At 57.8% G+C, this 26,550-nt stretch carries 27 protein-coding genes and 1 tRNA gene; 17 read left to right on the plus strand and 11 right to left on the minus strand.

The window, feature by feature from the left end:
• Nucleotides 1–9 precede the first annotated feature (9 nt).
• Nucleotides 10–207, plus strand: a complete 198-nt coding sequence (locus ACU4IU_RS16920) for a helix-turn-helix domain-containing protein (protein ID WP_446657611.1) — start codon at nucleotides 10–12, stop codon at nucleotides 205–207.
• A gap of 497 nt (nucleotides 208–704) precedes the next feature.
• Here the strand turns inward: ACU4IU_RS16920 and ACU4IU_RS16925 are convergent, their stop codons facing one another.
• Together ACU4IU_RS16925 and ACU4IU_RS16930 are read right to left on the minus strand one after the other, a co-directional pair.
• Entirely contained in the window at nucleotides 705–935 is a 231-nt protein-coding gene (locus tag ACU4IU_RS16925) for a hypothetical protein (RefSeq protein ID WP_446657385.1), read from the minus strand.
• A gap of 551 nt (nucleotides 936–1,486) precedes the next feature.
• Nucleotides 1,487–1,822 carry a hypothetical protein gene (locus ACU4IU_RS16930; protein WP_446657386.1) on the minus strand — a complete coding sequence of 112 codons (336 nt, stop codon included), beginning with the start codon at nucleotides 1,820–1,822 and terminating at the stop codon, nucleotides 1,487–1,489.
• A gap of 41 nt (nucleotides 1,823–1,863) precedes the next feature.
• Here ACU4IU_RS16930 and ACU4IU_RS16935 point away from each other — a divergent pair, with 41 nt between their 5' ends.
• The 7 genes from ACU4IU_RS16935 (at nucleotide 1,864) to ACU4IU_RS16965 (ending at nucleotide 7,578) form a co-directional block, all read left to right on the plus strand.
• Complete coding sequence (locus ACU4IU_RS16935; RefSeq protein WP_446657387.1) at nucleotides 1,864–2,553, plus strand: hypothetical protein; 690 nt, start codon at nucleotides 1,864–1,866, stop codon at nucleotides 2,551–2,553.
• A 344-nt stretch (nucleotides 2,554–2,897) separates the two neighbouring features.
• Nucleotides 2,898–2,980 (plus strand) — tRNA-Leu (locus ACU4IU_RS16940).
• Between the two features lie 392 nt (nucleotides 2,981–3,372).
• A complete protein-coding gene (locus tag ACU4IU_RS16945; RefSeq protein WP_446657388.1) occupies nucleotides 3,373–4,224 on the plus strand; it encodes a DUF3800 domain-containing protein in 852 nt (283 codons plus the stop codon).
• Nucleotides 4,225–4,501: 277 nt separating this feature from the next.
• Complete coding sequence (locus ACU4IU_RS16950) at nucleotides 4,502–4,843, plus strand: helix-turn-helix domain-containing protein (protein WP_446657389.1); 342 nt, start codon at nucleotides 4,502–4,504, stop codon at nucleotides 4,841–4,843.
• Nucleotides 4,840–5,184 carry a hypothetical protein gene (locus ACU4IU_RS16955; protein ID WP_446657390.1) on the plus strand — a complete coding sequence of 115 codons (345 nt, stop codon included), beginning with the start codon at nucleotides 4,840–4,842 and terminating at the stop codon, nucleotides 5,182–5,184. Before ACU4IU_RS16950 ends, ACU4IU_RS16955 begins: the two co-directional genes overlap by 4 nt.
• A 119-nt stretch (nucleotides 5,185–5,303) precedes the next feature.
• On the plus strand, nucleotides 5,304–5,885 hold the full coding sequence (locus ACU4IU_RS16960; protein WP_446657391.1) for a hypothetical protein: 582 nt from the start codon (nucleotides 5,304–5,306) through the stop codon (nucleotides 5,883–5,885).
• 1,045 nt (nucleotides 5,886–6,930) lie between these two features.
• The gene (locus ACU4IU_RS16965; protein WP_446657392.1) at nucleotides 6,931–7,578 is read left to right on the plus strand and encodes a hypothetical protein; all 648 of its coding nucleotides are present in this window, start codon (nucleotides 6,931–6,933) and stop codon (nucleotides 7,576–7,578) included.
• Here ACU4IU_RS16965 and ACU4IU_RS16970 read toward each other — a convergent pair.
• On the minus strand, nucleotides 7,538–8,371 hold the full coding sequence (locus ACU4IU_RS16970; RefSeq protein ID WP_446657393.1) for an endonuclease/exonuclease/phosphatase family protein: 834 nt from the start codon (nucleotides 8,369–8,371) through the stop codon (nucleotides 7,538–7,540). The two genes, ACU4IU_RS16965 and ACU4IU_RS16970, sit on opposite strands and share 41 nt — an antisense overlap.
• A 57-nt stretch (nucleotides 8,372–8,428) precedes the next feature.
• Between ACU4IU_RS16970 and ACU4IU_RS16975 the strand changes: the two genes are divergently transcribed.
• The 4 genes from ACU4IU_RS16975 (at nucleotide 8,429) to ACU4IU_RS16990 (ending at nucleotide 13,546) form a co-directional block, all read left to right on the plus strand.
• Nucleotides 8,429–8,617, plus strand: a complete 189-nt coding sequence (locus tag ACU4IU_RS16975) for a hypothetical protein (protein ID WP_446657394.1) — start codon at nucleotides 8,429–8,431, stop codon at nucleotides 8,615–8,617.
• Nucleotides 8,618–9,034: 417 nt separating this feature from the next.
• Nucleotides 9,035–10,408, plus strand: a complete 1,374-nt coding sequence (locus ACU4IU_RS16980) for a diaminopimelate decarboxylase (protein ID WP_446657395.1) — start codon at nucleotides 9,035–9,037, stop codon at nucleotides 10,406–10,408.
• A gap of 45 nt (nucleotides 10,409–10,453) precedes the next feature.
• Nucleotides 10,454–11,899, plus strand: coding sequence for a Na+/H+ antiporter NhaC family protein (locus tag ACU4IU_RS16985; RefSeq protein WP_446657396.1), 1,446 nt, complete (start codon nucleotides 10,454–10,456; stop codon nucleotides 11,897–11,899).
• A 3-nt stretch (nucleotides 11,900–11,902) separates the two neighbouring features.
• Entirely contained in the window at nucleotides 11,903–13,546 is a 1,644-nt protein-coding gene (locus tag ACU4IU_RS16990) for an N-acyl-D-amino-acid deacylase family protein (protein ID WP_446657397.1), read from the plus strand.
• Nucleotides 13,547–13,696: 150 nt separating this feature from the next.
• On the opposite strand, the gene ACU4IU_RS16995 is transcribed toward ACU4IU_RS16990, so the two are convergent.
• Genes ACU4IU_RS16995 through dctP form a run of 6 tightly spaced genes read right to left on the minus strand, consistent with a single transcriptional unit; the run spans nucleotide 13,697 to nucleotide 18,907 of the window.
• Nucleotides 13,697–14,419 carry an IclR family transcriptional regulator gene (locus ACU4IU_RS16995; RefSeq protein WP_446657398.1) on the minus strand — a complete coding sequence of 241 codons (723 nt, stop codon included), beginning with the start codon at nucleotides 14,417–14,419 and terminating at the stop codon, nucleotides 13,697–13,699.
• 47 nt (nucleotides 14,420–14,466) lie between these two features.
• Nucleotides 14,467–14,841 carry a cupin domain-containing protein gene (locus ACU4IU_RS17000; RefSeq protein WP_139908211.1) on the minus strand — a complete coding sequence of 125 codons (375 nt, stop codon included), beginning with the start codon at nucleotides 14,839–14,841 and terminating at the stop codon, nucleotides 14,467–14,469.
• Nucleotides 14,838–16,025, minus strand: a complete 1,188-nt coding sequence (locus tag ACU4IU_RS17005) for a CaiB/BaiF CoA transferase family protein (protein ID WP_446657399.1) — start codon at nucleotides 16,023–16,025, stop codon at nucleotides 14,838–14,840. The genes ACU4IU_RS17000 and ACU4IU_RS17005 overlap by 4 nt, the downstream gene beginning before the upstream one ends.
• A complete protein-coding gene (locus tag ACU4IU_RS17010) occupies nucleotides 16,022–17,314 on the minus strand; it encodes a TRAP transporter large permease (RefSeq protein WP_139908209.1) in 1,293 nt (430 codons plus the stop codon). The genes ACU4IU_RS17005 and ACU4IU_RS17010 overlap by 4 nt, the downstream gene beginning before the upstream one ends.
• Entirely contained in the window at nucleotides 17,314–17,847 is a 534-nt protein-coding gene (locus tag ACU4IU_RS17015; RefSeq protein WP_139908208.1) for a TRAP transporter small permease, read from the minus strand. The genes ACU4IU_RS17010 and ACU4IU_RS17015 overlap by 1 nt, the downstream gene beginning before the upstream one ends.
• On the minus strand, nucleotides 17,822–18,907 hold the full coding sequence (dctP, locus tag ACU4IU_RS17020; protein WP_446657400.1) for a TRAP transporter substrate-binding protein DctP: 1,086 nt from the start codon (nucleotides 18,905–18,907) through the stop codon (nucleotides 17,822–17,824). Before dctP ends, ACU4IU_RS17015 begins: the two co-directional genes overlap by 26 nt.
• A gap of 243 nt (nucleotides 18,908–19,150) precedes the next feature.
• Between dctP and ACU4IU_RS17025 the strand changes: the two genes are divergently transcribed.
• The 4 genes from ACU4IU_RS17025 to ACU4IU_RS17040 all read left to right on the plus strand — a co-directional run bounded on the left by ACU4IU_RS17025 (nucleotide 19,151) and on the right by ACU4IU_RS17040 (nucleotide 22,833).
• Nucleotides 19,151–19,864, plus strand: coding sequence for an FCD domain-containing protein (locus tag ACU4IU_RS17025; protein ID WP_139908206.1), 714 nt, complete (start codon nucleotides 19,151–19,153; stop codon nucleotides 19,862–19,864).
• A gap of 28 nt (nucleotides 19,865–19,892) precedes the next feature.
• A complete protein-coding gene (locus tag ACU4IU_RS17030; RefSeq protein ID WP_139908205.1) occupies nucleotides 19,893–20,270 on the plus strand; it encodes a cupin domain-containing protein in 378 nt (125 codons plus the stop codon).
• Between the two features lie 228 nt (nucleotides 20,271–20,498).
• Nucleotides 20,499–21,911, plus strand: coding sequence for an MFS transporter (locus ACU4IU_RS17035; protein WP_139908204.1), 1,413 nt, complete (start codon nucleotides 20,499–20,501; stop codon nucleotides 21,909–21,911).
• Nucleotides 21,912–21,936: 25 nt separating this feature from the next.
• Nucleotides 21,937–22,833 (plus strand): polysaccharide deacetylase family protein, encoded by an 897-nt coding sequence (locus ACU4IU_RS17040; RefSeq protein WP_446657401.1) that lies wholly within the window; start codon nucleotides 21,937–21,939, stop codon nucleotides 22,831–22,833.
• A 323-nt stretch (nucleotides 22,834–23,156) separates the two neighbouring features.
• Here ACU4IU_RS17040 and ACU4IU_RS17045 read toward each other — a convergent pair whose 3' ends face one another.
• Together ACU4IU_RS17045 and ACU4IU_RS17050 are read right to left on the minus strand one after the other, a co-directional pair.
• Nucleotides 23,157–24,089 carry a ketopantoate reductase family protein gene (locus tag ACU4IU_RS17045; protein ID WP_446657402.1) on the minus strand — a complete coding sequence of 311 codons (933 nt, stop codon included), beginning with the start codon at nucleotides 24,087–24,089 and terminating at the stop codon, nucleotides 23,157–23,159.
• Between the two features lie 53 nt (nucleotides 24,090–24,142).
• A complete protein-coding gene (locus ACU4IU_RS17050) occupies nucleotides 24,143–25,066 on the minus strand; it encodes a LysR family transcriptional regulator (protein ID WP_446657403.1) in 924 nt (307 codons plus the stop codon).
• A gap of 188 nt (nucleotides 25,067–25,254) precedes the next feature.
• Between ACU4IU_RS17050 and ACU4IU_RS17055 the strand changes: the two genes are divergently transcribed.
• Complete coding sequence (locus tag ACU4IU_RS17055; RefSeq protein ID WP_446657404.1) at nucleotides 25,255–26,325, plus strand: tartrate dehydrogenase; 1,071 nt, start codon at nucleotides 25,255–25,257, stop codon at nucleotides 26,323–26,325.
• The last annotated feature ends 225 nt before the right edge of the window (nucleotides 26,326–26,550 follow it).

Genomic DNA, 26,550 nt, shown 5'->3' on the forward strand with positions numbered 1-26,550 from the left:
ACTCTCAAAGTGGTCCTGGGTGCGCGGGTTCGCGACATCCGCCATTCACGAGATATGACTCAAGAGCAGTTGGCAGAGTTTCTCGAAGTGAGTCCAAGATATCTAGCTGGTATTGAACGCGGAGAGCGAAACCTCACCCTGGACTCCGTGGACGTGCTCGCTGACCAACTAGGCGTGGATTCGTTGACGCTTCTCAGCCGCAGGTAATTTCTACGTCCAGCAATAGAGTTGCGAATGAATAGGTCGCGGGTTCGATTCCCGCAGGCGGCTCGGCAACAGTCCCTCCCACCAGTACAGACGCTGGTTTGGGAGGGATTGCTCTTTTGCCCGAAATCCGGAAACCATGCGGTTACGATGCGCTTTGCGCGCGGACGCCCGACGGGCCACGACCAGGACCGGGGAGGCCCATTCCTTAACAGGTAGAGCTACTCCTGGAACACGGGTGCAGACCTCGGTTCGAACCCGAGAGGGCCACGACGCACACACGGTGCGCAACGGACTCGCCACCGCGGAACGCCTGAGAAGGAAGCGCGAGCGAGTAGCCGCAGGTCCGGGTGTCCTACCTTTCACCTCGGGACGGCAGCTGACCAAACGAAAGCAGGCGAACTAATGTTACTCGGACCCTGGTTATTGGATGCTTTGTTGCCTCGGCACACACGAGTATGTAACCGGCCGGCGCACACACTGCAGAAGACATGAACCAGCTACTGCTGACGACACTTCTCAGCAGCCTTCTCATACTTGGCTTCGGTCGCCTTGATTTCATCAGTCAACTTATCGGCCAACCGTTCAGACTCGTCCAGTTCCGAACCATCGTTGTAGCCGGACGCATAACTCACCGCGTACCCAGCAATCCGATACATCTGCTTACTCTTCTCGGAAAGCTTATCTGCCAAATCGAGAGCCTTCTTGCAGTCCTTCGGCGTCTTATCCACAGTCTTCGTCTTAGTCTCAGTGACCGTGGCAGTCTTCGTGACAGTCGGGCCAGGCTCCGGGCCAGACTCAGACCCGTCGGCCGAAGCCGTGGCACCAATTCCACCGGCTACGAAAGCCATCACAAGAAACACGTAAAACATCCATGGGTATGAATACAGAAGGTTCTTCACAGGTAGTTCCCGTCATTAAATGATGCCGCCCGCGATAAGGGCGTAGACAGAATCGTAAACGGAACCGTCCAGTATCACCGGCCGACCCCGGTCACAATACGGAAACAACCCATACAAGTGGCATGCACCCACCGTGGGTACACGGTCACGGTAGACCCAGAGCCGACACCCACAGAAGATACCACCGTCTTCACTGACGGTCTACACGATTGCTGAAGCTACTTGTTCATCTCATCCTGAGTACGCACAATCCCACACTTCCTGCATTCCCAGTGGTATCCAAGCGTACAGAATGAGCGCTGCGGCCCGCTCCGCTACCGTGAGTTCAGTGAGCCCCACCGCGAACTCGAGGTCCTCCCTGCTCCATGGTTGCCATAGGTTCACAAGACGCGCCTCGGCACGGTCCCCGACCTCACACCCCACTTGCGAAGCCACTTGCGTGCAGTGGACGTGCCCACCCAGACCGCGGCCGCAATGTCGGCGATGCTCTGGCCGACCTCACGCCGTTCCGTGACCTCGCCGCGCATCCACTCCTTGTTCTTGGCCACCGCGTGGCCACGGTTCGGCGCATTGGGGATGATGCCACGCCGATATCTGCCGTAGCAGCGTCCGCACTGGCCACGAGCGATCGCATCCCGGTCGCACCACACGACGGCGCAGGTGGTCATGCTGGGCTCATCGTCGAGGGCTTCGGAATTGATAAGCGGACCCAGCATGGCTCGTGCCTCACTTTACGGCGGGGTCGAGGCCATTCGTCATGCCCTCCGACTACGATTGCGGGATGCGCAAATGGATAGGGATAGGGACCGCGATCGCGGTCGTAGCGTTCATCGTGATAGTCGTCATTGCGGACGATAGCGCCAGCGTGCGCGTCGGAGCGTGGGCGCAGTTCGTCGCCACACTGGGGACCGTTTCCGCTGCGTTCCTGGCCTTCCGCACGGCCGAGGCGAACCGCGCACAGGCGAAGGAAGCCCGTCAAGGTCTCGCCGAGGCGACCCGCCCTCAGCTCTCCCTGAGGGTCACCCCCTTCACGTTCGGACCCAACAAAGGTGACTCGAAAACTCCACTGAGACTGACAGTGACAAATAAGTCGAAGTACGACGTCAAAGATTGCCGAGTCGAGTGGGGCAGGGATGGCGGTCCGTCGAGCAGGCAGGACCTCGGCCCCATATTCGCGGATCCGAAGCCGCCCAGCGCATGGTTCAGCGATCCGGTGACCTATGCAGGCAACATGCGGTCCCATACTGGGTGCGACCTTGGCCTGCATGAGAAGTTCACCTCAAGCACATTTCGCCTCGTTCTCTACTATTCGAGTACCTTCAGCGGTGGAGAGTGGATGGAAGTCCACTATTGGACGACGGAGGACACCCACTACAAGCCTGATGATCAGAACTGGGGGATAACCCACACCTACGATCCGCCTAAATGGATACCGATGACCCCGTGACCGAGGACTATGGCACGGCCAGCTGGCGATACTGGCAGAAGACCCGCAACGACGCCGGCGCACGCGGATCATTCCAGAACCGCTCACCCATGCGAGTGCGTGCCCGTGTCGTTTTCGAACGCGACGGTGCTGTTGGCATCGACGGCACGCCTACGCGGTTAGGGTTCGACGGGGGCGATCTTCGTCGAGCTCAACGATCGGGGTGTGGCTGTCACCCGAAGATGTGTGGTGGCCGGGGAAATGATGCGTTTACAATGCGTTCTGAGCCGAAGTCGGCCACACCAGTAACCGTGCGGCTTCCGGGCATAATTCGACCATGTCCCCGGGCCACACGTTCACTCCATCCGCTTTAAGGGCCGTCCGCATACTCTCAGGTAACTACGTTTCCAGAATGAACAGGTCGCGGGTTCGATTCCCGCAGGCGGCTCGGCAATAGCCCCTCTGATCAGCAGAAATGATGATCAGAGGGGCATTTCGTTGGATTCAACGGAGAGGAGCCTCGGCACAAAACTCGGCACAGTGGCCGAAGGAGTCGATTCAATTCGAGCTGATCGGTGCTCCCGCAAAGCAAGCGTCGAAGTCTTTGGGAGCACCACAGTCGCCCCGTAACTTTCGAGTAACAAAGTCGCCCCGTTGGCGGTGTCAAATTGGACCTAGTTCCACGCAATTCCACACAGATCTAATTTGCGCTGCAAATGACCAGCACTCGTGTAGCTCAGACAGTGTAATCTCGCTGAGTTCCAGGGCCTAAAGTTCTATGTATTGACGGTCAGAATTTTCAGTTGAGGTAGCGAAGTGCCATTTCCCAGTGACGGACACTTGAAGTTCACGGACGCCGAAGTACTCGAGCTTACGAACGTGCTCAGTAGCTCCGAAGCTCTGCTTGCATCGTTCGCTGAGGACGCGGCCGCTACTTCGACGGTACAGCGCTCGCGCGGTTTACAAGAGGCGCGGGCGCGTACACCTAGGCTCTCAGCATTTATCGATGAGTCGGAGCGAGACGGCGAATATTACTTTCTCGGGGCACTACTGGCCACGGATCGACAGATGGAGTTGATTGAGACAAGCTTGGACGGCCTTCTAGCGGAGTTCGCCGGTCCTCATGTGAACGTCACTACGGCAGCTGAATTTCACGGTTACGAAATGATGCAGCGCCGCGGAAAGTGGAAAAGGGTCCCACTTCGTGTGGTGGGCAACATCTATGTTCGGGCGCTTGAAGCAATTTCAGCATCGGGAGCATCGTTTTACTTCGAGGGCATTGACGTCCGAGCGCTTCGTGAACGCTATATCCATCCGTGGCAGCCGCGAGACGTGGCAATGTCGCACCTTCTCGAGAAGATCGACGAGCACGCGGGTCGACTTCGGTCTACTGTCTATCTCCATGCTGATGAGCACCACACGGCTGATGACCACCGTGAACAGCTGAACTTTGCTCAACAGAATGGCATTTACGGTTACAAACCAAGCAGGTTGCGGAACTGCCATTCCGACTTCAAATTCCTCGAATCCAAAACCAGCCGGTGCGTTCAAGCTGCCGACCTCGTCACCTACATACTCAATCGAGAGAAGACGGCAACCGAAAAGTCGGACCAAGCCCTCGCTCTGAAACGACGTATGATTGCGGGCCTTATGCCTGCGTTGAATCGCGGCCGTCATAGAATCTGGCCCTAGATGCACGACAACCCCGCTGGGCGGGGTTGAAGGCGATACGGGAGACGTGGTTTACACGCGTCCTGTACTGCTTAAGATAGCATGAGCGCACTCTTGATCGAAACCCAAGTGTTGTACTCCGCTACTCTATTGCCATGCCCTCAACGATGAACCCAGCATGAGTACCTGTGCCGCAGTGCGGTGTGACCGGGACGCGGTTGCGCGTGGTCTGTGCAATCGTTGCTATGACCGGTACCGGCGCGGCATCAGCTCCATCTCTCTAACCAAGCGTCATGCGATGGTCGAGGACAAGGCACGCCTGCGCGACGAGACTACCCTGGGCTGTGGGGCCGGGCAGAGCATTGCCGACATTGCAGCTGCCGTCGGCGTGAACACTTCAACGGCGAGTAGGTGGCTTCGCGAATGGGAAGTCGAGGTTGGGCAGCGCGAAGATGCGAGAGCCGCGAACCTGTGGCGGCCATGGAAACGCGACGACATCGACTTCGCGGTGACACGCACCGACCTCACGGTTGCGGAACGGGCCGCGGCGTTAGGGCGATCTGTGGCCAGCATCGAAGAGCGCTTGCGGAAATACAGGTCGACGGAGACAAATGGCCCCGACTCCAGGAGGACCAGGTGACAGGCAGCAGCTACGTGCCGATCGGGCAGGCCGTGCTAACGGGGCGAATGAGACTCAACCTTAACCAGAGTGAACTAGCCGACCGCCTGAATGACAGGCAAGCAGGCCACTGGAATCAAGGGAAGGTCTCTCGCATCGAGTCGTCGAACCGTGAACTAAGCCTCCAAGAACTCCTACAACTCATCAACGAGCTCGGCGTCGATGCATTCCGCAATACGTATGAGCTCGATCAGATTTTCGAAATAGCTGGCGAGCATACCCAATCCTTGAAGTCCGCCATGTTGGACGCTATTGACGGGCTCGAGGCCGTTCATACGGCGCTCACGCGAGGTCTGTCGTAGAACAGGGAATGGCCCTAACCTCACCGTAGCGTAAAGCCACGGTTGCGGATCCAGGAAACGTTATCGAGCCGTTAGCCGTGGCGGGATTTCCCCTGGTGAACTACAAATAGGATTGGACCATGAAGAGAATTCTTACGGTGGCTGTTGCTGCCGCTTCCTTTATGCTTGCAGGATGTTCGGGGAGCGAGTCGGAGCCCGTCGAGACGGTCACCGTCACGCAGACGCCAGAGGCTGCTGAGTTCGCAGGAGAGTTCGAGCAGGCGGAGCCCGCCACTGACGACCAGATTCAGTCAGGCGGACTGCAGGCTGAGTTCGGGGACGAGCTCGACATCGAGGACCTGGTCGTGGCAGCCCGGTTCAATGGGTCAAAGACTATGGACGAGACCGGCGAGGAGCCGGGTGCGAAGGTTCGGATTCTCGAAATCCAGATCCAAAACAACGGGGACAACGTCTTCGACGCATCCAGCAGCACGCTCGGGTCAATCACCACCGACAAGGGGTCGGCTCGGCAGTTGTTCGACGGCAGCAACGATGAGCCGTTCTTTGACAAGGTGGGTCCGGGTGAGTCGGCCAGCGTCCGACTCCTGGTCAAGCTCCCCGAGGGAGCTAAGACCGCAACGGCGTCGTACACCTTCGCCTCCCTGAATGGCGAAGGTCCTGTGTATGACGTGAACTTCACAGGCCCTATCGACGACAAGTAGACAAACACGAAGGGCCCCTCCGGGACTCCTCGGCATCACGTCGAGGGCCTCCCGGATGGGGCTGTTTGTAAATTCAGCTCGCTACCACGGAGCCGGAAAGTGAGGCTCTGCGTAGGCAGTGTCAGTATTCGAGCGAAACTATACCGCCGGATACGCCAGCGCCACAATAATCAGTTGCCCATCCATCGCAGGAGCGAGCCTTGGAACTGATTCAGAACAACAGCGAAAGATGCACTCTCCGTAACGACAACTCCACCGCGTATCACGTCGCGATCACTGGTGACATGCGCAATGACATCAACGTACCCGAGTTGATACCGGGCCAACATGTCCAGTTCGAACTAGCTCCACCCTTTGAGAGGAAGACGGTGGATTGCATGTGACCTGGGAGAACCACCTCGGCGAGAAGCAGGTGCTCGACGTCACCCTTCGTTGAACTCTTTCGAAGCGGACACGCCAGATGGCCCCTACCCCACGCTGAGGTGGGGTTGGGGCAACATTGCTATTTGCGCCCTTCTTCGCAGCCTTTTTCTCAGCGCGTGCGGCCTTAGCCTTGAGCTTGTACTTAGCCCACTTCGCTAGCGGATCCTCAGGCTTAACTCTCTCTGGTCGACGAAATGAGTACGTCATACCGTGCAGCAGTGTGCGCCGGCGGGCAGGTGGCCGAATACGAAATAGCGCATGATCTGTTTGGACATCCGGGCTCCTCTTAGAGCTTCGGCTCGTAGCCGTCGGGCACGGGTGTCGTGACAATTCCGCAATCCGGGTCTCGGTAGATGTGAACCCGTATCAGTTTCCTGTGCCCATCGACAGTGGCCTCATTGACTACAGGATGGCAGTCCAAGAGCTTGGCTGGGTGTCTGGTAACTGCGCTTATCGGGCATGGAAATACGACGGTGTCGCGTGAGCCGGAATCGAGAATATGACTGAGATTGCCTCGAGTATGTATGACCCCCGGGAGGGTCATGTAGTGTAATGGGTGTAACGGCGCGGCGACGATCCGAATGGCACATCGTCGGGCCATCACCGAATAGAAGGAATCCACATGTCCGACATCTCCACCGAGGAAGCGGCTCGCAGCGCCACCGCGCTGCTGAGCCAGCAGACGCCGAACATCGGCGACCAGACTACGATCCCACCTCGAGCCACCAAGGTCTGCATCGAGGACCTGATCGAGTCCGGGAAGCTCAGCTCCCGTGGCCCGGGCCTCGTCGATTCCCGGCAGGTTGAGGACCTGTTCTCCCGTACGCGGGTCATCGGGGATCAGGGCCTCGACTTTGTTCGCGTGAGCATTACGCCGTTGGGCGACAGCGCGGACGTCGATCCACTAAGTGACGGGACGACTCGACGGTTCGCCGGCTACGACTTCCTCAATCGAGACGGACTTACCCCGATTCAGCGACTGGCTGGGGTCGAAGGGGTGTGGCCGCTGTCGGAGACGAAGCTGCGCCGTGCGACGTTGAACAGCGCATTCTTCTTCCCGTCGATGAAGGGCTTCGTTGACGGGGGACTGATTCGAGTCGTCACCGGCTACCATCTCGACCTTGTGACCACCCGTCGATGGGTGGAGACCCGACCTGCGCTGCCCGCCGAGAAAGCGCGGATCCTGAACCCCGAAGCCGTGCCGACGTCAACGTGGGACCACGTGTGGATCACCGTGCCGAAAGGACCGATCGCGAACTACTTCGTATGACCTCGGCCCGGGTTTCGCCGATCTCGCCCCCTGAGTGCCTCGGCGCTCTGTGGGCGAGATGGGTCCGAAGGAGCGCGTGATCGGAGAGGCGGACGTCCTCTTCTGGTGGAATGATCACTGAGCATTCCACAGAGAATTCATCCAGCCCCTTGACGAAGACGTGGTCGAGCTGGCGTGGCCGATTTCCGGCCGAGGGGCCGACCGGCCACGTGGGAACTTCGTCTTCGGCTGAACCAGGGGAGACCTCGACCCAGCCCAGGTCGTGATTGATGCGATCGAATGCAACGCTGCCCAAGTGCTGCAGCTCCTTATCGTCGTCGAGCATTCTGGCCATGTTGAAGTCGCCTCCGATGACCAACCGACCTTCGGAATGCCGGTCGGTGAAGTCCTGGGCATCGGTCAGAACATGAGGCCAAGAGGAATAGTTGTAGACGGCCGCGATGCTGAAGATCGAGCCGGTGCCGTCCTCGACCGTCGCGATAACCACCTCGCTGTCCAAAGTGCCGTCGGACTCGTCGATCGAAGTGAAGACGTTCCTTGCTACGACCTGATGCTCATCGGAGATCATCAGCGCCACGTGAATTCTGACATCGTCGCGACTGCGGTGGACCAGCCGATAGCCGTGGTCGTCGGCGAAACGGTCCAAGTGTTTCAGGGCTGTATTCGACACTTCGCTGAGCCTGATGACATCCGGATGTCCTGAAGCAGCGAAACCCATGGCGCGGACGAAGCGTCGACGGGCCTTCGCATCGCAGGCAGAGAGCCGATCCGTGTTCCAGAAATGAAGGTCCATACGTTAATTAGAACATATGTTCGAACGCGTTTCCAGGGTCCTTAGCAATCTGACGGGATGATAATCGCCGACGAGCCGCCCGACTTCTGGGCCGACTGGTGCCGTGGGGCCGGCATTCCGGAAGACAGAATCGATGACGCGTCGATCATGCTGTTCTTCCGACGGGCCTGGCCTGCGAAGGCGGTGCTGTCGGAGCTGTGCAGAGCGATCATTAATCCCGACGAGAAGTGCCGCCTGGCCAGCTGAACCTGTGAGAGCTCGAGCGTTCGGGGTGCTGGTCAACTGCGTCTCGTAGGCACCACCTAAGAGGGAGCCTGTGTGTCCCTGTGACTCTTCAGTGTATACAGACCAAGAAGTCTGTCGTTGCTCTTGCCCTCTTGAGAGCGACTGGCCAAGTCGGTCCAGAAAATTGCGATGGAAGGCCAATTGTGAAGAGATCCGATCGCCTTTATGGAGAGTAAATCTTCGCAGTTCCCGCCGCCGAAAAGTGTTGACAACTGCTTCCGGCTTGATTGAGAGTGCATCTGGTAGTCGACTAGTTTGCTCCATGGACCAAGACAGCGACTTTAGTGCATAGATTGTGCATTACGCACAATGGAATCTATCTAATGATGTGCAGTCATTGTGGCTTCTATCGTGAGTTCGGTGCATACGATTGGGATCATGCCAACGACTTTCAGTGCAACGCCGCCCGAATCTCTCCCACGCAACCACGTTTCAAAGCGGACGCAGGCAGTTTATTCACTCGTACAAAACGTTTCGGGCTCCGGCTTACCTCACTTGAGCGACGAGACGCCACTAGTGGGCTTGATCGATCTCGACCTTGTCGACGTCCTCTTCAAAGATCTTGAGGCAGCTTTTGTTATTCCCGGGACAGCTCTCCACGCGGTTGCGTGTAAGGCTGCACCGGTCAGGGGGCTGCTCCAAAGGTACGCAGATATGGGGGCTGGCTGTGAGGTTGCGAGCAGGGGCGAGCTTGAGCTGGCGCTGGCGTCTGGGTTCTCTCCGGACAAGATTGTCTTCGACTCACCAGCAAAGACCTGGTCTGAGCTGAGACAAGGGCTTGAGCTCGGAGTGTCGATGAACATCGACAACTTCGACGAACTCAGCCGCGTAGATGAAATTCTGTCTGATCGGGAGCCTCTATCGACCCGTAAAGATATGCCAGTGATCGGTCTGAGGATCAATCCTCAGACGGGCTCTGGAGAGATCGAAGCACTTAGCACGGCATCGAAGACCTCGAAGTTCGGTATTGGCCTGTCTGATCTTGGTACCCGGGCGGAAGTTGTTCAAGCCTATCTGGACCGCCCTTGGATGACGCAGATTCACATACATTCGGGTTCACAAGGGGTCAGCCTCCAACACGCTGCACAAGGAATTTCGCAGGTAGTTGCACTCGCTCAGGAAGTCAATGATCTATCTGCGCGCCGTGGAGGCAGTGATAAGCAGATCAAGCGCATTGACATTGGGGGAGGGCTTGCAGTCAACTTCGCCGACGACGAAGTCACGCCTACTTTCGCAGACTATCGGAAGGTCCTCGAAGACGCTGTTCCTGAACTGTTCGACTTCGACCTCGTGACAGAGTTCGGACGAGCTCTCCTCGCCAAAACCGGAACGATTGTGACACGCGTTGAGTATGTGAAGTCCGCAGGCGATCGCAAGATTGCAGTTACTCATGCGGGCGTTCAGGTGGCGACTCGAACCGCCTATGCGCCGAAAGATTGGCCATTGCGAATTCTGCCCTTTGATGCCGACGGTTTGCCGAAAGAACAGGGAGAACTGGTCGCTCACGATATTGCAGGACCCGCCTGTTTCGCTGGTGACCTTCTAGCACGAGACACAATGTTGCCGCTTCTTCAGCCTGGAGACATTGTGGCCGTGCCAGAAACTGGAGCGTACTACTTCAGCAACCACTTCTCTTACAACCTATTGCCTCGGATCCCAATTTACGCCTACTACGGCGATCGGGATCAGCAATACGTGCTTCTCAGGCGAGGACAGACAACTGATGAAATCCTTGCTGAGGCCTCCATCTAACGAAACCTTATTAAAACGGCACAACTCTTGAATTAGGAGAATGAAGTGAGCAACGAAGCTCTTCCCGATACACCAACTTCGAAAAAGTCATCCAATGCATATGAGACGGCGCTAACTCCAGGGAGATCAAGGTTGATCTGGGTTATCTCTACGATTGGCGTTGTCCTCGCCGTTGTCGCAGCGTTCATGTCTGATGGTCCGACGCTGTGGGGGCTTCTCCCAATCGTCCTCTACGCTGTATTGGCGATCCTGGGGATGGACATCGTGGTAGCGACTGTTGTCGCGGTGGTCTCAGGCATCATCATCTCGAAGATGGGAGCCATCGAGATCGGAGAGATGCTCGGAGAATCGTTGGCAGACCAGATCACGATCATCGGCCTCATCATCATGCTCGGTGCAGGTGTCGGCGAGGTTCTCAAAGTGACCGGTGTTGCCCAAAGCATCGTCTCGACCGTGATGCACGTGTTCGGACGAAGCGGCAAAAACATGATGGTCTTCGGCGTCATGGCCTCCTGCCTGATCCTGGTGGCGGCTCTCGGCACGCTGGCCGGTGCCATTGCGATCGCCGCACCGATTCTCCTCCCGATTACAGCTCGGCTTGGGTACACAAAGTCGGCTACGGCGTCGATGCTTTTCATCGGCGGTTGTGCAGGGCTTGCCCTCGCGCCGTTCGCAGGCTCGAATGTCGCGATCATGGAAGCGGCCGAGGTGAACTACGGACAGTACGTCCTTTACGGTGGCGGACCGATTGCCCTGCTCTCCCTGGTAGTCGGAGTGCCAGTGGTAGCGCTGATGCAGCGTTGGACGGCCAAAAAGAATGACTTCTATTCGGCCGAGGAAGTAGGAGAAGCGAAATCTGGTGAGACCCCCGGATCGCGGTTGCCGACGTTCGTCTTTCTCGCACTCTTAGCAGTATCTGTTGTCTTCGCCGCTGTCACGTCGGCCGGAACCACTTTCCCCCTTCTCGCTTTGCCTATCCTCGGTGTCGTCACTGCCATCGCAAGTCGGATGAGAGTAGCGGACATCGTCTCCACCATCTATCGAGGATGCTCGCAGGTCATCAGCATCTTCATCCTTTTCTGGTTGCTAGCGGCCCTCTTCATCATTATCGACAAGTTGGCTCCGTTCGACGTCGTCATGGACCTGTTCGGCGCACAGCTCGAATCTGCGTCCCCGTTCGTCTTCACGATCATCATCGCTTTGTTGGGCTGGGTCGGTGTACCCGGAGCTACTGCGGCGCAGGTGGTTCTGCTCGACAAGGTGTTCGGCGAACTCGGAACTACGCTCGGTGTGAGCGCCGGCTCGTGGGTCATTGTGCTTCTCTTCGCATCGAAAGCAGACACATACGGGCCGTTCCCCAACGGAAACATGGTGGGAGTCATGGGGCTCGCACGGTCAACGAACCTCCGCAATATGCTGTTCACAGGATGGATGCTCCTAGTTCCCGCTTGCATCATGTACTTCCTCATTCTCTTCGTCGAAACGAGGTAAACAATGTTTGATCTTCTCATCACCAACGCACACATCATCGATGGCAGCGGACGTCCGGGATTCCACGGGGAAGTCGGGATCCGCGACGGAAGAATCGTCCATGTCTCCGACACTCTCGAGACTGCTTCTGGCGAGGCGGAGCGCGAAAAGTCGCAAAGCGATGTCGATTCGCTGGACGAAGCACGGGCGCGTCAATCAATCAATGCTCACAACCAAGTGCTTGCCCCTGGCTTCATCGATCTGCATTCCCACTCTGACTTCTCAGTCATGGCAGATCCGGCAGCGGAGACACAACTGCTGCAAGGCGTCACCACTGCTCTTGTCGGAAACTGCGGGTCCTCGCCATTCCCAGCACGGTCAGTTGCTCAGGTCCAGCGTGACAATGCCCACCTTGACGCAGAGTTCACCGCCGATTGGACCGGAGCTCAGGGGTTCGCCGAGGCAGTGCAAGCAATCGGACCAGGTATTAACATCGCTCTGCAAGTCGGGTTGTCGAGTATTCGCTCGTACGTGATGGGACCGGTCGACGCCGTTCCGGATATGGACCAGCTGGCCTCGATGAAGGCACAGGTCGCGGAGGCGGCCTCAGCTGGGGTATACGGATTCTCCAGTGGACTCATTTACGCTCCGGGTATGTATTCTCTGCCGAACGAGGTAGCTGCGCTAGTAGCAGAAGCTGCAGCGCACGACTTGCTTTACTCGACTCATATGCGCAACGAGTCCCATAGTCTTCTCTCCGCAGTCGATGAAGCTTTAGATGCGGCCGCTGTCGCCGGAGCCAGGCTGGAAATCTCCCATCTCAAAGCTATGGGGCCCGAGAACTACGGCTCGCCGGCTTTCGCGCTGGAACGGATTGAACGAGCGCGAGAGGACGGACTCGATGTCAAAGCCGATGTCTATCCATACACAGCCTCAAGTACGAGACTGACCTCAAGACTGCCCGGATATGCGATGGACGGTGGGCAAGAGGCACTGATGGAACGACTCGCTGATCCGATGACGCGATCGAGGATTGCAAGCGATATGGCAGCTCGATTTGGAAGAGACATCGATCCTGAGGGAGTCGTTATCTCTGCTCTCGGTAACGGGCACAGTGATGACGACTATACATGGGCGATCGGGAGCTCCATCGCGCAGATCGGTAGAGCAGAGGGTTGTAACGCAGAAGAAGCTGCAATGCGTGTCCTCGCAGCTCACGGGGCCTCTGTCGGGATTGTCAACCACGCGATGGATCCTGCCGACGTCTCGAAGGTGCTTTCTCATCCGCTCGTCTCGGTCGCGAGCGACGGTTGGACACTGAAGCCCGAAGGGGAAGGTATGCCGCACCCCCGTTCGTTCGGAACATTCGCCAGGGTACTGGGCAAATATGTGCGCGACGAAGGCCTGATCACCCTGGAAGAGGCTGTCCGCAAGATGACCAGTCAACCAGCCGAACGGATGAGGTTGGTCGATCGCGGTCTAGTCGCACAGGGAAACATTGCTGACCTGGCAATATTCGATCCTGACACAGTCCGAGAAAATTCGACGTACGGCGATCCTTGGCAACTCGCAAGCGGAGTCTCGACCGTACTCATCGGGGGCGAGTTTGCGGTCTTCGACGGTAAGGTTACAGCGAATCGGCACGGCGAAGTACTGAGGAAATGCTGACTTCGGATAGGTATCCATCGAGGCCCAGCTAGAGGGAGATCGGGTGAGGTAAAGGTGATACGAGAAACACAGCTTTCTCACGCCGCGCGGATCGCATTGGTTAGGACTGACCACAGTTGGATCGGCGTCAATATAAGAAGCTGTTGCAATCTAAGCAAAGTTCCACACGTCGAGACCACTATTGCTGATCGCCGAACGAGCAGTATCGACCATTTCTTCAATATGGGGCCGCATTCGGACGTTTGGGCCGCCGACCGTAATTGCTGCGGCCAAAGACGAGCCGATCTTGAGCCCAAGAGCGAATGCGGACACATCTGCGACGGTTTCGCCGATGTTGAGACCGTAGCCTCTTTTCCGTACTGATTCGATTTCGACTTCAAGGGTCTCTTCGTCGAGATCTTCTGACGCTAAGACATGCGCCTTGAGCTCTGGAGTCTCAGACGCTGCCAGAAGAATCTTGCCGGCACTCGTGGGCCAGAGCGGTCGGCGGGTGTGCATCTCGGGGTTGTAGCCGATCCGCTGGTTGGACGGGACCGAGTGGACGTAGGTCAGCTCGTGATCGAGGAATAGGGCGAGGGTGATGGTTTCACCGAGCTCCTGTCCGAGTTTGTTCATCACTGGTGATGCAAGTTCGACGAGGGAAGTCGCCTGTGACGCCAGCAGGGTATGAGCGCCTAGGCCGAAGACGAAGTGCCCGGCCGCGTTCTCCTTCAAGTAGCCCTCTGCCTCGAGTCCGCGCACGAAACCGTAGACGGATGACTTCGGAGCGTCCAGATGCTCAGCGATCTCAGAAAGTGTCGCGCCGTTGGGGGAACGCACGACGAACTCGAGGATGCCGATGACACGGCTGACCGTCCGGTGCTTCTCAACCATGAAGCCAGCCTAGATGACGCGCTCGGCCGCATGCCGACGTTTCATGTTCATTCGATCGTGTCGTCGGCAGCAAGGGCGGGGTAGTAGACGTTGATGAGCTCAAGTGGCTCTGATGAGAGGACCTCGACGTGGTGGACGACGTCGGTCGGGATCAGGACTGAGTCGCCTCCGCCTAGCTCGAGGGTTTGTGCACCGAGTTCGACTGAGCAGCGGCCCGAGAGGATGTGGAGGAATTGGGTGCTCTTGAGATGTCGGTGGGGGAGTGCAGACCCGCCGTGCTCGATCGTTCCTCGTACGACGGAGACTTCGCCGTTGGCATCGTCACCGGGCAAGAGCCTGAGATTTGATGTCAATGTGTGGCGCGGCGGAGTGTAGGCTTCGAGTTCCTCACCGACATAGTGCTTGATCGATTCGTTGGTCATTTGTTTCTCCTTTGTTCGATGAGGGTCATGATGGCCTCGCGATTTCCGTCGGCCGGTGACGCCAGATTGACTGGCTGCAGTGGTGATTCTGAATAGCCGACGTTCGGTGTGGTTCGCCAATAGCTGCCTTCTGTGGGGTGAACAACCCGTTCCACAGTTCCGCGCCGTCTGAGGTATTCATCGTCGACGAGGTCTTCGATCCTGTTCACTGCTTGGGCCGGGATGTCGTGGTCGTGGCAGAGTTTGATGACTTCGCTTGTCGAGCGGAGAGCAGCGAATTCCGCGATGAGAGCCTGTGTTTCTTCGACATGGGCGTTGCGGTCCCGGTTCGTTGGATAAGGCGCAGCTCCGTCAGCGACGGTTGGGTCATCAATGGCGAGGAAGTCTCTCCATTGTCGATCGTTGTAGGGCAGTATGCAGACCCATCCGTCTGTGGTGGGGTGTGGCCGCCTCGCGGGATTGATTGTTCGGTGCCAACCAGCGTCTCCCAGAGGAGGCTCAAACGTGTAGTCATTGAGCTGTTCGACCATGTTGAAGTCGGACATGACATCGAACATGGGGACATCGACCCACTGCCCGAGTCCGGTGATATGGCGGCGGTGGATCGCAGCGAGCCCGGAATAGACCATCGACAGGGCGCAGACTTTGTCGGCGACCACGTACGGAGCGTACTGAGGCCGGCCCAATGATTTCCGATAGACATCGCTGAGACCACTGGCCGCTTGAATGATGTCGTCATACGCGGGCCGGTCACGTTCTGGGCTGATCGAAGAGAATCCTTGGGCCGTAATGAGAACACATTGTGGATTGATCTCAGCAACGGAATCCCAGTCGAACCCATATTTCTGACGTTGTCGTGGAAGGTAGTTGGTGACGATGATGTCGGCGATTCCGATGAGCTCGTTCAGCGTCTGCTGGTCGTCGGCGTCTGAGAAGTCGAGCGTGATGTTCTTCTTCCCGTCTCCGAGGCTGAGCGCGGCGGCCGACATCCCGGGGTTCCGGGACTGGCCGGACCGTCGGATGACATCTCCGCTCGGAGCTTCGATGTGGATGACCTCTGCACCGAGTTTGGCGTAGAGCCTTCCGGCCAGGGGGCCCATGATGACCGTGGCGATCTCGACAACTATCAGTCCGTCGAGCGGCCCTTTGACCTGAGTATTCTGCGCGGGTTGTGTGTGCGTCATAGACTTCCCATCATTTCTGGCAATATGAGGACGATTTGCGGAAAGGCGAAGAGCAGGACACCGACGGCCAAGATCGCGAAGACGAACGGAATACTGCCGCGGAAGACATCCTCGACCGGCATTCTGGCTGCTTGAGCGACGACGAAGACATTGAGGCCGAGTGGTGGAGTGATCAGCCCGATTTCGGCCAGCAGAATGACGACGATTCCGAACCAGATCGGATCGAAACCGAGCTCCGTCACAACGGGCAGTGTCACCGGCACGGTCAGCGCGATGATCGCCATCTGGTCCATGAAGAAGCCGAGAATGAGGTAGCCAAAGGCGATGATCGCAACGATGACGATCGGAGCAATGGGCAGCGCCGAGAGTGAATCGACCAAATGAGGTGTCACCTGCGATTCAGTGATGAAGTGGCCGAAGACGTGGGCGGCCATGATGATCGTCAGGATCATGATCGATGAGCTCAGTGCCTCAGCGAACGATTTTGTCAGGTTCGTCCAGTTGAGCTTCTTTTTGCCGAGCATCAGTCCTAGTGCACCGAGGCATCCGACTGCGGCGGCTTCGGTTGCGGTCGTGACGCCGAGGAAGACCAGGCCAACGACGATGATGAAGAGTGCAGCGATCGGCAAGAGGCCGGCAAGACTGCGGAACTTCTCCCGTCCGGTGCTGGCTTCGCCTCGTGGTGCTGATGACGAGTTGAACGTGATCAGAATGGTGATCGTGATGACGAGTGCCACAGCTACGAGGAGGCCGGGGATGATTCCGGCGATGAGGGTCGGTCCGACTCCTGCTTCTGCTGTGATGGCGTAGAAGATGAGGAGCACGCTGGGTGGGATCATGGCCGCCAGTGTTCCTGCTGCGGCCACGACTCCGGCGCTGAGGCGTTTGTCGTAGCCCTGGCGGATGAGTTCGCCGGTTGAGGTGTGAGCGAGTGTCGCTGCCGCAGCGGTGGATGATCCCGAGACTGCAGCGAAGATGGCACCGGCCCCTACAGCCGCATGCGCTGTTCCGCCGCGCATTCGGCCAACGAGGACCTTTGCTGAGTCGAACAGGCTAGAGAGTGCGCCGCTGTGGAGGACGAACTGTGCCATGAGGATGAAGAGCGGGATAGCTGCCAGTGAATTGTTGCTGACTGCGCTTTGCGGGATCGTCATCAGTACACCGATGACATCGGCAGGGCCGCCGAGCGCCAACAGGCCGACGATGCCGCTGATCAGGATGGCAAAGGCGATTGGTATGCGGAGCAGGATGAGGGCCAGCAAGAGTGCCGTGATGGTGAGTACTAGCATCAGGCTGCACCGCCTTTGATGAAGGTCTTGGATTCCAGGAGAATGACTACAGCGGTGAACAGGCTCCCGATTGGGAGGAATGCCTGCCAGATCCAGCTATAGATCGGAAGCTGGGATGACAGTGGCGGTGGGATGTCACCGTGTTTGAGGGCTTCGAGCATTGTGATCGTCCCAGCGATGGCCAACGCAGCGATTCCCACGAAGACGACGATGAGGCTGAGCCATCGTGCGGCTGACTGCACGTTGGCCGGAAGGTGCTCATACAGCATGTCCGCAGCGACGTGTGCGCTGACTGCGTAGCCCCACGGCATGCCGAGGAAGACGATGGCTGGCAGCAGAACTTTTTCGATGAACGAGACGTTCCAGCCCAGGGGGCTTCCAGCGAAGTATCGAAGCACGACCTCAGTAAGCATGAGGACAGTGATCAGCGCGAGTGCGATGATCGCACACCATTTTGATGTGGACACGATCGCCGTGTGGATGCTGCCGTAGCGATGAGTAGAGGGGTCAGGAGTTTGATCGATTTCGCTCATTCTTGGTCACCGCCTTCTCGAATTCGGTCAGTACTTCGGTACCGGGGAGGCCAGCTGAATCGAGGCTGGTTGCCCAGTCAGATTTCGCGCGGCTCAGCTCGAGAGTCCACTCTTCTTTGGCCTCGCCTCTGATCGGTGTGAATTGGACTCCGGCGTCGTTCATCAGCGATTCGGCCTCGGACTTTTCCTTATTGAGGCCATCGCACAACGATTGCTGAGCCTGAGCGGCAGCGTCGGTGACTTTGTCTTGTTCCTGCGAGTTAAGACCATCCCAGGTGCGTTCACTGATGACATACGGGATGCCGACAGAGCCGAGGTTGAGGCCCTTGGTCGAATAGTTGGCGACCTGCTCGAGATTGTAGGAGGGCACGCTGACGAATGGCATGGCGGTTCCGTCGACGGTGTTGCGTGTCATCGCCTCGTAGGTATCTGCCGCCGACATGCTCACCGCTGATGCCCCGATGGTTTCCATGGTGACGTCGAATGCTCCGCCTGAGGAACGGAGGAGCAGCCCGCGAACGTCGGCGGGATCTTCGACTTTGGTGTTGCTCGTCATCACTTCGTACCCGGGGATGATCGAGACCCAAAGCGGTCGGAGTCCGCGGTCCTCGTATTCCTCTTTATAGAGAATTCCGTCCTCGTCGAGGAGGTCCATCATCGAATCAGAAGCGACGCAGGCATCTGTCGTCATCATGGGCAGGTCCCCGACGCTGGACAGCGGGAGTTTGTCCTCGAGGTAAGCGGCCGATGCTGGTCCGATGTCGATGTTGTCGGTGGAAATGAGGGAAGCGAGATCCTCTGCGTTCCCCATCTGACCTGAAGGGTAGTACTCGGTGTCGAGACCGTTTTCCTTGAGCTCGGCGAGGAAGACGCTGACGCCGTACTTGCCGAATGGATGCTTGGGAGAATAAGAGTCGGCCAGGCTGAGTGCTGGGTTCCCCGGATTCTCCACGCGTGCGCAGCCAGCAGTCGAAGCGACCGCCACCAGCGCGGTAGCCACCAATGGGAGCAACGAGCGTTTGAGTCTTGGGTGCGTACCGGATTTTGAGTAGTGCGACATGACCTCACTGTCTTTCGCATATAGAAACGATAGTTCGTATATCCGCTGAATAGCTTATGCGGAGTTCGACTTCGGAGTCAAAGGACGTCCTTGGAGATCGCTTGCGCTTGGGCGTAAGGCATTTCGGGGGTGGGCGGTGGTCGATTGTGTCCCATGCGTTTGGGGCCACACGGCCGCGGGTCGCCGCCGTTGTTCGTGCGTACGCTATTGACGATCGTTCGAAAATAGGTCTAACCTCTTGATATGAAGTCATCCGACCACTCAAGCAAGGTTGCGCAGCCGAAGCGGCGATACATTCCGATCGCGCAGGATCTTCTACGAGAAATTCAGGCCGAAGACGGCCGGACGGAAAAGAAGCTGCCATCCGATCGAGACCTTGCCGAACGCTATAACGCCTCCCGGAGCACTGTTCGCGAGGCAATCTTCGCCCTCGACATGATCGGGGTCATCGATGTCCGCCACGGGGACGGCACCTACATCTCGACGAGAGTCGAGCGCCTGCAATCGTCCGAACAGTTCCAGTACGGCGCACGCCCGGAACATGTCATCGATACGCGATTAGTCATCGAACCGAGCATCGCCAGAGGACTCGCCGGCAGTCATGCCGCCCTCGACGCGGCGCGAAAGGTTCACGAAAACGCCGGAGCGCTCCTCGAAGTAGCCGAGAGCGTACCCGAGTTCACACAACTCGCGCTCCAGTTTCATCTCGAACTCGCCGCTGCTCTCGACAACCAGCTGCTGGGAGAGCTCGCCTACGAAGTTATCTCCATCGACAATCAGCCTCTCTGGGCGCTGATCAACCAGCTCTCTCTTCAAGATGCCGATCATCGACACCGGCTCTACGAGGAACATCAGCAGGTGCTCGACACGGTTGCTGCAGGAGATGTCGATCTTGCCCACGCGACCATGAAAACTCATCTGAGCAGGAACAAGTCACGTATCCTGCCTCACTCCTGATCGGATTCACAACACAAGAGGAGGTTCGATGACGAACCATAAGTACCAGCCCGTTCGGGCTTCTGCCGAACTTGATCCGAGTTCAGGGCAGGTCGGCGAATCTGCGATGCTGCTCAGCGACATCAACGTTCCCGACATCAACCAATGCTTGGGCGTTGCGGCAGTGCAGCCAGGTGAGCCAGCCACGGCCGAACTCGCTCACAGCACAGCAGAAGTCATGTTCGTAGCTGAAGGCCGAGGTGAACTGATCACGTCAGCGGTGACTGTGGAGTTCTCCAAAGGTGACGCGATCTACATCCCGGCAGACCTTAAACATGCGCTGCGTAACACGGGGGAGTCGGTTCTCGTATCGGTCTTCAGCTTTCCCGCCCCCAACAGACCAGCAGACAGCACCACACCACACTGAAGTCTTCTCCTCTGCGGAGAAGAGCCACACCTGGTCAGTGCGGGGGATCTGCACGAGATCGCAAGGAACGATGACCGCGCCAGTGGTCGTCAGAATTCACAGACTGCCGGGACCTCGAAAGAGAGTGCCGGTCCCGAATAGCGAACCTGCCAGTTCGCTATTCGGGGAACCCCGGTTACCGCCGGGGAGGATATATCGCATTCAACTGAATCGAACGATGGAGTTCTCATGAACACGACATACCACGATAAGAATCATAGTCGATTAGGCGACATAGTCGACGGAATCAAACTGACGAAAGTCCACTACCTCGCGCTGCTGCTGGTCGTGACCGGCGGACTCTTCGAGGTCATGGAACAGCTCATCCTTGCCTCACTTGGCCCGTCACTACAGGAAGCATTCGGCGCGTCGGCCCAAGACATCGCCCTGCTGTCGACCGCGACCCTCCTCGCGATCGCCGTCGGCGGAGTCACTGGAGGATACCTTGCGGACCGAGCGGGCCGCCGTGCGGTCCTCGCCGTCAGCGTCGGCATCTACTCATTCGGCTCAGTCGTCGCAGCTTTCTCGATGAACTACGAAATGCTCACCGTCGCCCGCATCATCACGGGAATCGGCGTCGGCGGTGAGATCGCCGTCGGACTGACCTACTTATCAGAGCTGACACCCACCCGCATCCGCGGACTGTTCGTCTCCTTGTTCAACACGATCTCGGCTGGGGTCGGTATGTTCATCGCGTTCGCTTACACAATTTTCGTTCTGGGACCGTTTGCCGCAATGATCTCAGCCGGAGACGAAGCGTGGCGCTGGGCGTTTGGCCTGCTTGGCATCCCCGCGGTGCTCGTTTTCTTCTTCCGCCGATATCTTCCCGAGACGCCACGGTTTCTGCTGGAGAAGCACCGGACGTCAGAACTCAACGCATCGTTGACGCGACTCGAGCAGGGCAAGATGCGTCTGAGAACTGTGGGCGAAGCGGTCGAGTACTTCAGCGCCGCGGAAGTGGATGCTGCTTCCGCTGAGGTCTCGGCAAGTGGTCGGGTCTCCGACTTGTTCATCTCCGGGCAGCGCAAGCGCACCGTCGGTCTGTCGATCGTCGCGTTCCTCGCCTGGGGCGCTCAATTCAGTATCTTGCTCGTCATGCCACTGCTCCTCGTCGAGCGCGGCTACTCGATTAGCGGCAGCCTGACCTTTACGATGGTCCAGAACATCGGCGGATTGCTCGGCGCGATCCTCGCTTCGATCGGTGCCTATTCGTTCCCGCGTAAACGTATGATCGCCATCGGTTCAGTCCTAGCGGCTGTAACGATTATCCTCTTCGCGTTCTTCGCCACGAGCCCCTTCCTCGTCATGCTCCTCGGATTCCTGTTCAACTTCAGCGTCATGGTCGTCAACACGACGATCTGGACCTGGTCGCCTGAACTCTTCCCTACAAAGATCCGCGGACTGGGCACCTCAGTCGTCGTCAACATCGGCTTCATTGGCGGAGCCCTGATCCCGCTAGCTGCGTCGGCGCTGTTTGAGAACGTCAACGAGTACATGACCTTTGGCATCGTCGTCATCATCTACATCGGCATTTTCATCATCTCCCGTGCTGTCACAGAGACGCACAACCGTTCATTCGAAGAGCTCGACCCCACCGACTGACCAAACCGAACTCCAAGGAGAAGACATGACTACCCAATCCAATGGCCCGATCCGCGATCTCGTCGGTTACGGTGAGAACCCACCACACCCCCAGTTCCCCGGCGGGGCCAATGTGGCCGTCAACCTTGTCGTCAACTACGAAGAGGGATCCGAGTACAGTCACTTCCTCGGCGACGGCGAGAACGACTCGATCGCGGAAGTCGCTTATCCATTCCCACGCGAAATCCGTGATCTGGCGACCGAATCAATGTACGAATACGGCTCTCGAGTGGGCGTATGGCGACTGCTGAGATTGTTCGAGGAATTCGGCATCAATGCCACTTTCTTCGCCTGCGCACGTGCGTTCGAGATGAACCCGGACGTCGCTACTGCCGCGCGTAAGCTTGGCCACGACCTCGTCTCCCACGGTTACCGCTGGGAAGAGCACTGGCGGATGACGCGCGAGGAAGAAGCGCAGCGCATTCATGATGCTGTCGAATCGTTCAAGACCACCTGGGGCTCGGCTCCCAATGGGTGGTACTGCCGTTACGGTCCCTCCGTGAACACGCGTGAACTCGTCGCCGAGCACGGCGGCTTCCTCTACGATTCAGACGCCTACAACGATGACCTTCCGTACTTCACCGAGGTGAACAAAAAGCGCCATCTCGTCGTTCCGTACTCGTTGACGTACAACGATATCCAGGGGACGAAAGCGCCAGGCGACTTCTTCGAGTTCGCACGCCGCGGTTTCGACGAGCTGTGGCTCGAAGGAGAGCGAGGCGCTCCGAAGATGATGTCGGTGGGGCTGCATCCGCGGCTTATTGGACAGGCAGGGCGGACGAACGCTCTAAGAGAGTTCATTGAGCACTGTCAGACCAAGGGCAAAGTCTGGTTCGCACGTCGCGACGACATTGCCAGCCTTTGGATGAGTCAATTCGGCTGATGTCTTCGGTTGTCTGCGCCGACGGTCTCTAAACCGAGACCGTAGACGCAGGCTTTTCATTCTTAGCCGACGAATCCGGTTAGAAGACGTGGGAGCAGCCGGATGCCGCTTGGCTTCGGTGGTCAGGCGACACTGGAAAGGGGCCAACGCCGTGGACTCAACTGTCAAACTTGTTCTGAAACGGTCGGGCTCTCTTGCCGACATTGGAGGGCAGCAGTGGTTCGATTTTCCCCCACTGCTCGTCAGTGAAGACTTGATGGCGGCCGTGCGTAGTCACCCATCCACAGCGACTGCCCCACAGCCTCGAATAAACGAGACATGCCCTAGGTCTTGAGAGTCGTCTCCCATGCTTTGACGAGGTTGACTACCGTCGAGTTCGCAGGGGTCGGCACTCCGACGTCTGCCCCGAAGCGGACGACGGAACCGTTGATCACGTCGATCTCACCTCGGGAACCTCGCAGTGCGTCGAGCAGCATAGACGGCTTTGCGTCCGGGATGTTTCCCGCAAGGGTACGCACGTGGTGGACGGGGTCGGTGATTTGGATGGGTACTTCCAGCGCTTTTGCGACGGCAAAGGCTTCTAAAAGGCATGCTCGAGAGACTTGCCAGGCGTTCTCGTCTGTCATCATTTCGCCGATGGTGAGCTTGTTGAGCACTCCGGGGCCGGAGAACGCCACATTCATGATCAGCTTTTCCCAGATGACACGAGATGGGTCACGCAACGAGGTCGCGTCGAAGCCCGCAGAGCGCCAGATCTCGACAACTTTGTCGACTTTAGGCATCGGCAGATCTGAATATGGAGAGAAGCGGACTAATGCCATTCCGTTGTGATGTGCGTGTCCTGGTTCGGGTACCGAGGCACCGAATCCGCCCACGACCCCAAGGCATAGTTGAGATTGCGGTAGATGCGGAGCGACGAGATCCATCGATCCGACTCCGTTCTGGATCGACTGGACGACTGTGTTCCGACTGACCAGCGGTGCTGTATCGAGCGCTGCTTGCTCAACGTCATAGGCTTTCGTGGCGATGACAATCAGGTCGAAATCTGCGGCGAGCCCGTCGGCCGTCGTGCTCACCGAGTCGAGTTGGACTGTGCGGTCGCCGCTGGCACCGGTGACTCTTAGACCATGAGCCGCGATCGCATCTATGTGGTCAGCTGCCAGCCCCACTCCGTGGACTTCGTGGCCGGCGCTCTTCATCAGCGCAGCATAGACCGAGCCGAGTGCCCCTAGCCCCATAATAAGTATCTTGGCCATCGTTCTTCTCTCCTTTGAGTGGGGACAGGTCTTTTGAAACGCCAGGATGGTGACTAGTCGGTGTAATCGACAAAGTCGGCTGCCGATTTCACCCGCTTGGGGATCTCCTGCTGCAGAAACTCGGTGAAGCGCCTGGCGCGGAGCGGGAAATACTCGTTGTTGGGAAAAGCGAGGTAGACGTCTGATCGAATGGTCGGCACATCTGGCAAGACCGGGACCAACTGACCGCTCTCCAAGAACGGACGGACGTTCCAAATCGAGCGCATCGCAATTCCGTGTCCGAGAACAGCCCATTTGGTGACAGTGTCGCCGTCATTGCATCTCAGCGGTCCACGGACCCGGACCGGTGTGACGACGCCGTCGAGCTCGAACTTCCACAGGGTGAAGTCGGGCTCATGCTCATTGAGAATGATGCAGTCGTGGTCAGGTAGCTCAGAAACTGATCTCGGGTGCCCTCGCCGATTGACGTAGTCAGGTGACGCGCAAAGCACGCGGCGATTCGTCAGAAGCCTGCGGTAAGTCAGTTGAGAATCCTTTGCTGCACCGACTCCGACGAGCATGTCGAAATGAGTGTTCTCCAGATCGAATGGGTCGCCTGAGAGCTCTAGATGAATCTCAATATTTGAGTACAGAGTGTGAAAATCCGCCACCAATTCAGACAGGTGCGTGCGCCCGAATCCCAACGTGCCGAATACGACGAGAGTCCCACGTTCGCTGTCGACGCTGTTGGAGATATCCGCGTGCAGTACGTCGGCCTCATGCACGATGCGTCGAGCGCCTTCGAAATAGCGCAGCCCCTCGCTGGTCAGCAGCATCTGACGTGAGGTGCGTTTGATCAACTGGACTCCGAGTCGGTTCTCCAGTTGCGTGAGTCGCCTGCTCACTGCTGACACCGACATTCCCATTGACCTGGCCGCTGCAGTCAGGTTCATCTCTTCGCCGATGGTGGCGAAGAACTGGAAATCGTCGACTCTCACGATCCCAGTCTAGGGAGGGCACGCCCAATATTGGCCGACCCGCCATTGCATTTTGTTCAAGCCTGAGTTGATTCAAACGGCGGGTGAAACGACTGATTTCGCTGTTAGATTCGTGGCCAAGCGAATCAGCGCGCCGTCGGAATCCTTCCTATCAAGGGACCGACTCATAGAAACGTGGAGGTAGCTATATGCCCAAGATTGCAGTCATTCCGGGAGACGGGATTGGAAAAGAAGTCATGCCAATTGGTGTGCGGGCCGTCGAAGCTGCCGCACAGCGTCATGGCGTTGACGTGGAGCTCGAATGGTTCGATTTCGCCAGCGTTGAGTACTACCAGCAGCACGGCCAAATGCTTCCTGACGGCTGGAAGAACCAGCTGAGTGAGTTCGACTCGATCTACTTCGGCGCTGTTGGCTGGCCCGATGTAGTGCCCGACCATGTGTCCCTGTGGGGGAGCCTCCTGCAGTTCAGAAGGCAGTTCGACCAATACGTGAATCTCCGGCCATGCAAGATCCTTCCCGGTATCATTCCACCCTTGCGCGACAAAGGGCCCGGCGACGTTGACTTCCTCGTTGTTCGAGAGAACACAGAAGGGGAATACTCTAACGCCGGCGGCGTGCTGTTCGAAGGAACTGACCGTGAGTTTGCCATGCAGGAGACGGTGATGACGCGGATCGGCGTCGACCGTGTCATGGAGTATGCCTTCGCCCAGGCTGAGAAGCGCCGCAAGAAGGTGACATCGGCGACGAAGAGCAACGGAATCTCGATCACCATGCCGTACTGGGACACGAGATTCGAAGCGATCCAAGAAAATCACCCAGGCATCGAAACGAACCAATTCCACATCGACATCCTCACTGCTCACTTCGTTCAACACCCGGAATGGTTCGACGTCGTCGTCGCATCCAATCTCTTCGGCGACATTCTCTCGGACCTCGGTCCTGCGTGCACGGGCACGATCGGTGTGGCACCAAGTGCCAACATCAACCCGACAGGTGAATTTCCCAGCCTTTTTGAGCCCGTCCACGGTTCGGCACCCGACATCGCCGGCAAAGGAATTGCCAACCCGATCGGCCAGATCTGGTCGGGAGCGATGATGCTCGACCACCTCGGTTCTGAAGCGGCAGGAACTGAAATTGAGAATGCCATCGACGAAGTCCTCCGAAGCGCAGACCCAACTGTGCTGACGCCCGACGTCGGAGGACAGGGAACCACAGAGACACTTGGTCAAGCCATCATCGACGTGCTTCGAGGGGAGTGAAGCAGCCTGGCAGAGAACACCCTTCAGGCGTGGCTCGTCGACAGCGAACCATAGTTGAGGCGAGGCTAGCGGCCTCTCGAGTAGATCAGCGGTCACTCGAATCTCGTTCAAGAACCAAACGTTGCGCAATATGCGATGCCGGAGGGCTTAGCGCATTGCGCGCATAGTCCAACCCGAAATCGGAGATGCAATGACGCATTACGAATCTCAGACTGCGCAGACTCG

It is taken from the genome of Brevibacterium sp. CSND-B09 (genome assembly GCF_052906525.1).

Excerpts from the sequence above, each read along its gene's own strand:
- ACU4IU_RS16930 (WP_446657386.1), bottom strand. The coding sequence starts at position 1,822 with ATGCTGGGTCCGCTTATCAATTCCGAAGCCCTCGACGATGAGCCCAGC.
- ACU4IU_RS16935 (WP_446657387.1), top strand. The coding sequence starts at position 1,864 with ATGCCCTCCGACTACGATTGCGGGATGCGCAAATGGATAGGGATAGGG.
- ACU4IU_RS16950 (WP_446657389.1), top strand. The coding sequence starts at position 4,502 with ATGGTCGAGGACAAGGCACGCCTGCGCGACGAGACTACCCTGGGCTGT.
- ACU4IU_RS16960 (WP_446657391.1), top strand. The coding sequence starts at position 5,304 with ATGAAGAGAATTCTTACGGTGGCTGTTGCTGCCGCTTCCTTTATGCTT.
- ACU4IU_RS16965 (WP_446657392.1), top strand. The coding sequence starts at position 6,931 with ATGTCCGACATCTCCACCGAGGAAGCGGCTCGCAGCGCCACCGCGCTG.
- ACU4IU_RS16970 (WP_446657393.1), bottom strand. The coding sequence starts at position 8,371 with ATGGACCTTCATTTCTGGAACACGGATCGGCTCTCTGCCTGCGATGCG.
- ACU4IU_RS16975 (WP_446657394.1), top strand. The coding sequence starts at position 8,429 with ATGATAATCGCCGACGAGCCGCCCGACTTCTGGGCCGACTGGTGCCGT.
- ACU4IU_RS16980 (WP_446657395.1), top strand. The coding sequence starts at position 9,035 with ATGCCAACGACTTTCAGTGCAACGCCGCCCGAATCTCTCCCACGCAAC.
- ACU4IU_RS16990 (WP_446657397.1), top strand. The coding sequence starts at position 11,903 with ATGTTTGATCTTCTCATCACCAACGCACACATCATCGATGGCAGCGGA.
- ACU4IU_RS16995 (WP_446657398.1), bottom strand. The coding sequence starts at position 14,419 with ATGGTTGAGAAGCACCGGACGGTCAGCCGTGTCATCGGCATCCTCGAG.
- ACU4IU_RS17000 (WP_139908211.1), bottom strand. The coding sequence starts at position 14,841 with ATGACCAACGAATCGATCAAGCACTATGTCGGTGAGGAACTCGAAGCC.
- ACU4IU_RS17005 (WP_446657399.1), bottom strand. The coding sequence starts at position 16,025 with ATGACGCACACACAACCCGCGCAGAATACTCAGGTCAAAGGGCCGCTC.
- ACU4IU_RS17010 (WP_139908209.1), bottom strand. The coding sequence starts at position 17,314 with ATGCTAGTACTCACCATCACGGCACTCTTGCTGGCCCTCATCCTGCTC.
- ACU4IU_RS17015 (WP_139908208.1), bottom strand. The coding sequence starts at position 17,847 with ATGAGCGAAATCGATCAAACTCCTGACCCCTCTACTCATCGCTACGGC.
- dctP (WP_446657400.1), bottom strand. The coding sequence starts at position 18,907 with ATGTCGCACTACTCAAAATCCGGTACGCACCCAAGACTCAAACGCTCG.
- ACU4IU_RS17025 (WP_139908206.1), top strand. The coding sequence starts at position 19,151 with ATGAAGTCATCCGACCACTCAAGCAAGGTTGCGCAGCCGAAGCGGCGA.
- ACU4IU_RS17030 (WP_139908205.1), top strand. The coding sequence starts at position 19,893 with ATGACGAACCATAAGTACCAGCCCGTTCGGGCTTCTGCCGAACTTGAT.
- ACU4IU_RS17035 (WP_139908204.1), top strand. The coding sequence starts at position 20,499 with ATGAACACGACATACCACGATAAGAATCATAGTCGATTAGGCGACATA.
- ACU4IU_RS17040 (WP_446657401.1), top strand. The coding sequence starts at position 21,937 with ATGACTACCCAATCCAATGGCCCGATCCGCGATCTCGTCGGTTACGGT.
- ACU4IU_RS17045 (WP_446657402.1), bottom strand. The coding sequence starts at position 24,089 with ATGGCCAAGATACTTATTATGGGGCTAGGGGCACTCGGCTCGGTCTAT.
- ACU4IU_RS17055 (WP_446657404.1), top strand. The coding sequence starts at position 25,255 with ATGCCCAAGATTGCAGTCATTCCGGGAGACGGGATTGGAAAAGAAGTC.